Here is an 8,984-nt window from a genome sequence, read left to right as displayed (position 1 = left end):
GGTTCAGGGCGGGCCCGACGGGGGCGGGTCCGGGCGTCGGAGAGGGCGAACCCCGACCCCTGCGTCTCACCATGCGGGACATTTTCGCCGAGGTACGCCTGGTGGCCGGAATCGGGGCCCGGATTCCGGCCACCAGGCGCATTTCGGCGAACCCGCCCCCCCGGGCGGCCTCGCCCAGGGCCCGAGGGATGGGCCCAGTGGCCGCCGGGAACGCGAAGAAGCCTCGCCTTCCCTGCCGCGCCGCCCACCCGCACCGCAACGGCCCGCCGCCCGGCCGGAGTCCGCGAGCGGGGTACCAGCCGCGCCGCCCGCCGACCCGGACCGCGAGGGGCCCGGCGCCCGGCAAGCAGGCTCGGGGAACCGCCCCCGCTCTGGCCGTCGCCGCCATCCACGGTGACCACGCACACGCCGCGCAGCCGACAACGCTGCAGGCAGGGCCGCCGACCTTCGTCGTCGCTGCCCCCCACCCCGCACCCCGACGACCCGCCGCCCGGCCGGGGGCCGCGAGTGGGATACCAGCCGAGCCGCCCGCCAACCCCGACCGCGAGGGGCCCGGCGCCCGGCAAGCAGGCTCGGGGAACCAGCCCCGCTCTGGCCGTCGCCGCCATCCACGGTGACCACGCACACGCCGCGCGGCCGACCGACCCGCAGGTAGGGCCGCCGACCTTCGTCGTCGCCGCCATCCACCTCGCGCCCCGGGTCCCCTACCTTCCGGGGTGCTCCAGGAGGACCACCGGGATCTCGCGGTCGGTCCACGATTGGTAGTCCGCGTACTCCGGGTAGAGCTCGACCAGGCGGGGCCACAGCTCAGCGCGTTCCTCCGGGGTGGCGGTGCGGGCCCGGCGCACGGTCATGTCGGCGCCGGTCTGCAGGACCACCCGGGGCTCGTCCAGGATGTTCCTGTACCACATGGGGTTGCGCGCCATGCCGCCCTGGGACGCCACGACGGCCACGGTCCCGTCCTCCAGCTCCAGGTAGAGCAGCGGCGCGGTCCGCAGCCGCCCGCTCTTGCGCCCGCGGGTGGTCAGCAGGCACACGGGGATGGCGCGCGGGAAGCCCCGGTGCGCCCGGAAGCGGCCGCCCACGCGCCCGCCGGTGGCGCGGTACACGGCCGCGTTCAGCCGGGAGACCGCCTTGACGGCGCGCAGGGTCGAGGGCGCGTCCAGGCCCGGGGGCCGCGTGGGGTCCATGGATCCTCCGATCGGGTCGGGGCCGAGGCTACGCCGCCTCCCCTGCCCGCGGTCAAGATGTCCGGGATGGCCCGATTCGGCCGCCTTTTCGGGAACCCCCGCCCCAGCACCGCGTGACGCATTCCACCGTCCGACCGCACCCCGCCACCCCCGCCCGTGGCGTACTTTTGTACTGACTGGTCAGTTCAAAAACACGCACGGGAGGCACCGGCATGCGCACGGCGACGGGGGCACGGGTCCAGGCCCAGGGCCTGGGGCTGCGAACCGGCCAGGGGACCGTCTACGCGGGGGTGGACCTGGACGCCGCCCCCGGCTCGCTCACCGCGGTGCGGGCCGACTCCGGCGGCGGACGCACCGCGCTGCTGCTCACCCTGGCCGGGCGGATGCGCCCCACCTCCGGGACCCTCGCCGTCGACGGCCACGAGCTGCCCCGCAACGCGCGCAGGGTGCGCGGCACCGCCGCCCTGGCGCTCTGCGAGGGCGTCAACGACCTGGACGAGCGCCTGCGCGTCGCCGAGCACCTGCGCGAGCGGCTGCTCATGCGCTTCCGCCCCGCCCCCCGCTCGATCACCGGCCCCGCCCTGGCCGCCGCCGGGCTCGACGGGCTCGACACCCAGCGCCTGGTCGGCGACCTGGGCATGCCCGAGAAGCGCCGCCTGGGCGTGGCGCTCGCCCTGCTGGACGAACCCCGCCTGGTGCTGGTGGACAACGCCGACACCGGTCTGAGCCCCGAGCAGCGGCGCGCCTTCTTCAAGCGGCTGCGCACCGTCGCCGACACCGGGCCCACCATCGTCGCCGCCTGCGCCGACGCCGAGGCCGCCCGCGGGCTGGCCGACGTGGTCGAGATGGGCGGGGCGGCCCCGCCCCCGGAGGGGCGCCACCACGCCGGACGCCTGCCGACCGCCGACGCCCGCACCGACGGCGGCGCCGACACCGGATCCTCCCCGAACCGTTCCGAGAAGGAGAACGCGTGAAGCTCCGGAAGCCCCGGGCCCTGCCCTCGCTGCGCCTGGGCGGCCTGTCCGTCCGGTCGTTCTTCCGGGCGCGCCTGACGACCGCCGCGATCGTCGCGCTGAGCATCGTCCCGCTGCTCTACTCCGGCCTGTACCTGTCCTCGTTCTGGGACCCCTTCGACCGGATGAGCAACCTTCCGGTGGCCCTGGTCAACGAGGACCGCCCGGTGGAGGCCGGCGGCGAGGAGCTGAGCGCGGGCGACGAGATCACCGACGAGCTGCTCGAAGGCGGCGACCTCAACTGGAAGGTCGTCGACGCCGACGAGGCCGCCGCGGGCGTCGCCCAGGGCCGCTACTACGTCTCGCTGACGATCCCCGAGGACTTCAGCGAGCGCCTGGCCTCCCCCGACGAGGACGGCGCCGAACCGGTCCCGGCCCTGCTCCAGGCCGACTTCAACGATGCCAACGGCTTCACCGTGCGCCAGCTGCTCACCTCCGCGTTCAAGGAGGTGCGCTCGGCCGCCGCGAGCACGGCCGTCGCGGACTACCTGGACAAGATGTTCCTCGGCTTCAACGAGATCCACTCCAAGACCGAGGAGGCCGCCGACGGGGCCGACAAGCTGGCCGACGGCAGCGCCGACGCCAAAGACGGGTCCGAGCAGCTCAGCGACGGCCTGGGCGACGCCAAGGACGGCTCCTCCCAGCTCTCCTCCGGCGCCGACGAGCTGAGCACCGGGATCGACGAGCTCTACGACGGCTCCCAGACGCTCGCCTCCGGCCTGGGAACCGCCTCCCAGCAGGTCTCCGACGCCGCCGACCAGCTCAACCCCAAGGCCGACGAGGCGATCCCCTACCTGCGGGACCACGAGGACGAGATCACGACCGCCGCCGAGGACGCCGAGGCGGCCGCCACCGCCCTGTCCGAGGCCCTGGACGGGCTCCCCGACGAGCCCACCGGGGTGCGGCAGGACGCCGCCGACGCGCGCGCCTACTCCCAGAGGGTCGCCGACCACCTGGAGGAGAACCCGGACCTGCAGACCACCGACCCCGGCGGGTACGCGCTGCTCCAGGACGCCCGGACGTACGCGGACGGCGGGGCGGACTACGCCGACTTCGTCGCCGACAACTGGGACCGCATCCACGGCATCAAGGCCAAGGCCGACGAGGTCGCCGACATCGCCGGGACGGTCGCCGACACCGTCCCCGGCCTGGCCGACAAGGCCGAGGACGCGCAGGGCAAGATCAACGACCTGGACGACGGCCTGCAGGAGCTGGCCCAGGGCAGCCGCGACCTGCGCGACGGCCTGGAGAAGGCGTCCGGCGGTGCGGGCGACCTGGACGAGGGGGCCGGGGCGCTGGACGAGGGCATCGGACGGCTCGACGACGGCGCCGACGAGCTCGACGACGGCCTGGGGCGGCTCGCGTCCGGTTCCGGCGACCTGGCCGACGGCCTGGACGAGGGCGCCGACTCCATCCCCACCTTCGGCGCGGACGACCGCGAGGACCGCGGCGCCATGATGAGCGAGCCGGTCCGGCTGAGCTCCGACATCGCCAACGAGGCCCCGCAGTACGGCACCGGCTTCGCCCCGTTCTTCATCCCGCTGTCGCTGTGGGTGGGCGCGATGATGATCTACATGGTGCTGCCGCCGATGTCGGGCCGCGCGCTGGCCTCGGCCGCCCCGTCCTGGCGGATCGCCCTGGCCGGGTGGGTCCCCGCCGCGGCGATCGGCGCCGCACAGGTGGGCATCAGCCTGGCCGCGCTGCACCTGTACCCGGGGCTGCAGGCCGACCGCTGGCCGGCCACGGTCGGGCTGCTGCTGCTGACCACGGCCGCCTACACCGCGGTCGTGCAGTGGGCCAACGCCCGCTTCGGCTCGGCCGGGCGCATCCTGGCGCTGGTGCTGCTGATGCTCCAGCTCACCTCGGCCGGGGGCACCTACCCGGTGGAGACCAGCCCGGGCTTCTTCCAGGCGATCTCCCCCTACCTGCCGATGAGCTGGGTGGTGTCGGCGCTGCGGGTGCTGATCAGCGGCGGCGACACGACGGTGGTGCTGCGGGCGTGCGGGGTGCTGGCCGCCTACACCGCGGTCTTCGGGCTGCTGACGTGGCTGGCCGTGGCGCGCAAGCGGATGTGGACGATGAGCGCCCTGCACCCGGCGCTGAAGCTGTGAACGTCGGCCGGGGGCGCCGCGACCGGCGCCCCCGGCCGGGGAAGGCGGGATAATGACGGTCGCACCCATCCCCCGTACGCAGGAGCGACCCGTGAGCGCGCGACGCGAGGCCACCCGGCAGCGCCTCTTCCAGGCCACCCTGGAGGAGGTCTCCGCCCACGGCCTGGACGGTGTGACCGTGGACCGGATCGCCGAGCGCGCCGGCCTGGCCAAGGGCACCGTCTACTACAACTTCGGCGGGAAGAACGAGCTGTTCACCGCCTTCCTGGAGTGGGGGGTGGACCGGTTCGCCGCCATGCTGCGGGAGGGCGCGGTGGGCCCACCGCGCGAGGCGCTCTCCGGGCTGGTCCGGGCCGAGCTGCAGTTCATCGCCGAGTACGAGGACCTGGCCCGGCTGCTGCTGTCGGAGTCCTGGCGCACCAACCAGGCCTGGGAGGCTACCGCGCTGCGCATCCGACGCCAGGCGATCGACGTGTTCACCGAGCTCCTGGACGCGGTTCGGGCCGAGGGCGGCATGCGCCCGGGCCTGGACACCGGTGTGGCCGGGTCGGCGCTGTTCGGCATGGCGCTGACGGCGGCCCTGGAGTGGCGCACCCTCTCCCCGGACCGGCCGCTGGAGGAGGTGCACGCGGTGCTGATGCGGCTGGTCGACGACATCCTGCGGGCCGAGCGCGCCTGAGCGCTCCCCCGCGTCGATCTCGGGGATCCGCCCCTACGGGCGCGGCTTTAGCGTCGTTATTCCCGAGATCAACGCCGAGGTCCGGGGATCGCCAAGTCCGAGCGTGGCGCGTTGCCCCCGGCGTGCCCCCGCGCCCAGGCTCGTGCCCAGGACGGACGTAGGCGAGCCGAGGGGGGCGGATGCGCCGTGCGACGGGGGTCCGGGTGGTGGCCGAGGACCTGGAGCTGCGCACCGGGGAGGGAACGGTCTTCTCCGGGGTCGGCCTGGAGGCGGCCCCGGGGTCGCTGACCGCCGTCGCGGGCGACTCCGGCAGCGGGCGCACCGCGCTGCTGCTCGCCCTGTCCGGGCGGATGCGCCCGACCGGCGGCCGCCTGGTGGTGGACGGGCACGCGCTGCCCCGCCACGCCCGGAAGGTACGCGCCATCGCCGCCCTGGGGCTGTCCGAGGGTGTGAACGACCTGGACGAGCGGCTCCGCGTCGCCGAGCACCTGACCGAGCGGATGCTGCTGCGGCTCCGCCCCGCGCCCAAGACGGCGGTCGCCCCCGCCCTTGAGGAGGCGGGGCTGGGAGGCTTGGACACGCGCACGCTCGCCAAGGACCTCTCGGGCCTGGAGCGCCTCCGGCTGGGGGTGGCGCTGGCCCTGCTGGAGGAGCCGCGCCTGCTGCTGGTCGACGACGCCGACGACGGCCTGACCGACGAGCACCGCCGGGAGTTCTGGGGGTCGCTGCGCGCACTGGCCGACACCGGGCTGACCGTCGTCGCCGCCTGCGGCGACCCCGCCGGGGCGGACGAGGGCACCGCCGTGGTGCGCCTGCACCGCCCGCCACGCCCAGGACGCAAGCGCGCGGTCCGCCTGTCGGAGCTGTTCGCGCGCAAGGAGGCCTAGATGAGGGCCCCCAAGCCGCGGCTCCCGAGGATGCGCTTCCTTCCCACCCCGCGCCTGGGGTGGCTGTCGGCCCGCTCCTTCCTGCGCCACCCGCTGACCATCGCCGCGCTGTGCGCCCTGGCGGTCATCCCGCTGCTGTACACCGGCATGTACCTGTGGGCGTTCTGGGACCCCTTCGGCAAGCTGAGCAACCTGCCGGTCGCCCTGGTCAACGAGGATGAACCGGCCACCGCCGAAGGGGAGACCGTCACCGCCGGGGACGACCTCACCGACGAACTGGTCGAGCGCGGCGACCTGGCGTGGCGGGTCACCGACGCGCGCGACGCCGCCGCCGGGGTCGCCGACGGCCGCTACTACGCCTCCGTCACCATCCCCGAGGACTTCAGCGCCGACCTGGTCTCCCCCGCCGACACCGAGCACGACCCCACGCGCGCGCGGCTGGAGGTCCACTACAACGACGCCACCAACTACATCGCCTCCGAGCTTCTGGCTCTGGGGCTCACCGAGATCGAGAAGGCGGTCGACGAGACAGCGGTCTCCCGGTACCTGGACTCGATGTTCGTCGGGTTCAACGAGATCCACTCCCAGACCGAGGAGGCCGCCGACGGCGCCGGGGAGCTGGCCGACGGCGCGTCGCAGGCCAAGGACGGCTCGGAGCGGCTGTACGACGGGCTCGGCGACGCCGAGGACGGCGCCGGGGAGGTCGCGGGCGGCGCCTCGGACGCCGAGGAGGGGGCGGGAGAGCTGGCCGACGGCGCGTCCACCGCCAAGGACGGCGCGGACGACCTGGCCGAGGGCGCCTCCGCCGCCAAGAGCGGCGCGGACGACCTGGAGTCCGGCCTGGGCGACCTGCGCTCGGGGGCGGCCGACCTGGCCGAGGGCGCCGCCTCCGCCTCGGACCGGGTCGGCGCCAAGGCCGACGAGGTCGACGCGCTCGCCGACGAGTGGATCCCGCTCCTCAAGGAGCACTCCCCCGAGATCGAGAAGGACGCGGGCGACGTCGCGACCGCCGCCGACGGGCTCGCGACCGCCCTGGACGGCCTGCCGGAGATCTGCCATGAGGAGACCGCGCGGCTCAAGGCGTTCAAGGAGGACCTGGACGACCCCGCGAAGTACCCGGACATCCCGCCCGAGGTGCGGGACGCCCTCAAGGAGGGGATCGACCTCGCACTCAGGGCCGACCAGTACGTGGAGGACCACCGCGACCGCATCGACGGGATCGCCTCGGACGCGCGCGCGGTGCGGGACCTGGCGCAGGAGCTGAAGGACGAGGCCCCCCACCTGGCGGACGACGCCGAGGACGCCCGGAACCAGGTCGACGAGCTCGCATCGGGGCTGGAGGACCTGGCGTCCGGGTCCCGCGAGCTGCGCGACGGCCTGTCGGAGGCCGAGGACGGCGCGTCCGACCTGGACGACGGGCTCGGCGACCTGGAGGACGGGGCCGACGACCTCGCCGACGGCCTGGGCGACCTGGAGGAGGGCGCCGACGAGCTGGACTCGGGCCTGGGCGACCTGGCCTCCGGCGCCGGTTCGCTGGACGAGGGCATCACCGAGCTGCGCGTCGGCGCCGGGGACCTGGACGAGGGCCTGGGCGACCTCGAAAGCGGCTCCGGCGAGCTGGCGGACGGGCTGCGGGACGGGGCGGGGCGGATCCCCACGTTCGACGAGGACTCCCGCGACGCCCGCGGCTCGATGATGAGCGCGCCGACGCGGCTCGCCTCGTCCACCTCCAACCCCGTGCCCGACTACGGGACCGGCTTCGCCCCGTTCTTCCTGGGCCTGTCGCTGTGGGTGGGCGCCATGGTGGTGTACATGGTGCTGCCGACCGCGCCGGGCCGGGCGCTGGCCTCCACCGCCCCGTCCTGGCGGGTGGCGGTGGCGGGGTGGCTGCCGGGCCTGGTGCTGGGGGCGGCGCAGGCGGTGGTGATGGCCGCCGCCCTGCACCTGCTGCTGGGGCTGGACGCGGTGGACTGGCCGGGGCTGATCGGCTTCCTGGTGCTGGTGGCCGCCGCCTACACCTCGATCGTGCACTGGGTGGACGCCCAGTTCGGCGCGCCGGGCAAGGTCATCGTCCTGGTGCTGCTGATCGTGCAGATCGTGTCGGCCGGGGGCACCTACCCGCTGCAGACCAGTCCGGGCCTGCTCCAGGCCATCGCGCCGTTCATGCCGATGTACCAGGCGGTGACCGCGAGCCGCCACCTGATCAGCGGCGGGGACCCGCAGGCGGTGCTGCACGCCTGCCTGGTGCTGGGCGCCTACACCGCGGGCGGGCTGCTGCTGGGCTGGGCGGCGGTGGCCGGGAAGCGGGTGTGGACCATGGCGCGCCTGCACCCGGCACTGGAGCTGTGAGCGCGGGCCGTGTGCGCCGCCCGGCGGCCGGGAACGGTGAGGGGCCGGGGTCCCACCACGGACTCCGGCCCCGCCGTACGGGCCCGAACGCGCCCGGCCGGGCCCCGCGGCCTCCGGCGCGGCCCCGTATTCCCCGCCGTCGGCCGGGTCCGACGCTACCGGCGGGCGGCGGGGCGCGGCATCGGCCCGGGAGCGTATCCGCGCCTACGACGAAAGGTGGGCCCGTCCTCGTCCCGGAGGATGGCGCGCCCGCCCGCGTGTCACGGGTGGTGCTCTATCGGCGGCCCGTTGCGTGCTCTAGCCTGGGCCCTGGTGCCGACCGACCGAGTGGAGCAGAGCCGCCGTGGCCGACATTTACCCCCTCCTGCCGATCGCCGCCGGCATCGCCGTCATGTACGCCTATTTCCGCCACGCGCTGTGGACGGCCCTGCTGATGCGCAACGGGCTGCGGGCCGAGGGGGAGGTCGTCGGGTACGCCGAGTCCAGCACGACCGCCCGGATGATCGTCCGCTTCACCACGCACCTGGGCGAGGAGGTCCACGCCCAGCACGAGAGCACGGGGTGGACCGCCTCGAAGCACGGCGAGACGGTGACCGTCACCTACCACCCGAACCGCCCCGAGGTGGCGCGGATCGTGGACGCCCCGTGGCTGAGCAACTGGGTGCACATCATGTTCGCCGTGGTGGGCGCGGTCCTCATCGTGGTCGGAATGTACCTGGGCTACCTGCGCTGGTTCGTGTGAGGCCCGGCCCCGC

Annotated in this window: 7 protein-coding genes; 6 read left to right on the top strand and 1 reads right to left on the bottom strand. The window is 74.8% G+C overall.

What is annotated here, in order from left to right; all coding sequences use genetic code 11:
- Window positions 1-704 precede the first annotated feature (704 nt).
- Window positions 705-1,190 carry a nitroreductase family deazaflavin-dependent oxidoreductase gene (locus O4U47_RS24305; RefSeq protein ID WP_270680283.1) on the bottom strand — a complete coding sequence of 162 codons (486 nt, stop codon included), beginning with the start codon at window positions 1,188-1,190 and terminating at the stop codon, window positions 705-707.
- A 212-nt stretch (window positions 1,191-1,402) separates the two neighbouring features.
- Between O4U47_RS24305 and O4U47_RS24300 the strand changes: the two genes are divergently transcribed.
- The 6 genes from O4U47_RS24300 (at window position 1,403) to O4U47_RS24275 (ending at window position 8,971) form a co-directional block, all read left to right on the top strand.
- Entirely contained in the window at window positions 1,403-2,164 is a 762-nt protein-coding gene (locus O4U47_RS24300; RefSeq protein ID WP_270680282.1) for an ATP-binding cassette domain-containing protein, read from the top strand.
- The gene (locus O4U47_RS24295; protein WP_270680281.1) at window positions 2,161-4,314 is read left to right on the top strand and encodes a YhgE/Pip domain-containing protein; all 2,154 of its coding nucleotides are present in this window, start codon (window positions 2,161-2,163) and stop codon (window positions 4,312-4,314) included. Before O4U47_RS24300 ends, O4U47_RS24295 begins: the two co-directional genes overlap by 4 nt.
- A gap of 91 nt (window positions 4,315-4,405) precedes the next feature.
- Window positions 4,406-4,993, top strand: coding sequence for a TetR/AcrR family transcriptional regulator (locus O4U47_RS24290; protein WP_270680280.1), 588 nt, complete (start codon window positions 4,406-4,408; stop codon window positions 4,991-4,993).
- A gap of 179 nt (window positions 4,994-5,172) precedes the next feature.
- Window positions 5,173-5,880 (top strand): ATP-binding cassette domain-containing protein, encoded by a 708-nt coding sequence (locus O4U47_RS24285; RefSeq protein ID WP_270680279.1) that lies wholly within the window; start codon window positions 5,173-5,175, stop codon window positions 5,878-5,880.
- Window positions 5,881-8,229 (top strand): YhgE/Pip domain-containing protein, encoded by a 2,349-nt coding sequence (locus tag O4U47_RS24280; RefSeq protein ID WP_270680278.1) that lies wholly within the window; start codon window positions 5,881-5,883, stop codon window positions 8,227-8,229. It abuts the gene before it with no gap.
- A 343-nt stretch (window positions 8,230-8,572) separates the two neighbouring features.
- Window positions 8,573-8,971, top strand: coding sequence for a DUF3592 domain-containing protein (locus O4U47_RS24275; RefSeq protein ID WP_270680277.1), 399 nt, complete (start codon window positions 8,573-8,575; stop codon window positions 8,969-8,971).
- Window positions 8,972-8,984: the final 13 nt, after the last annotated feature.

The sequence above is a fragment of the Nocardiopsis suaedae genome (genome assembly GCF_027706745.1).
In the GTDB taxonomy this organism is placed as follows: domain Bacteria; phylum Actinomycetota; class Actinomycetes; order Streptosporangiales; family Streptosporangiaceae; genus Nocardiopsis_A; species Nocardiopsis_A suaedae.
This window is presented reverse-complemented; position numbering and strand designations above follow the sequence as displayed.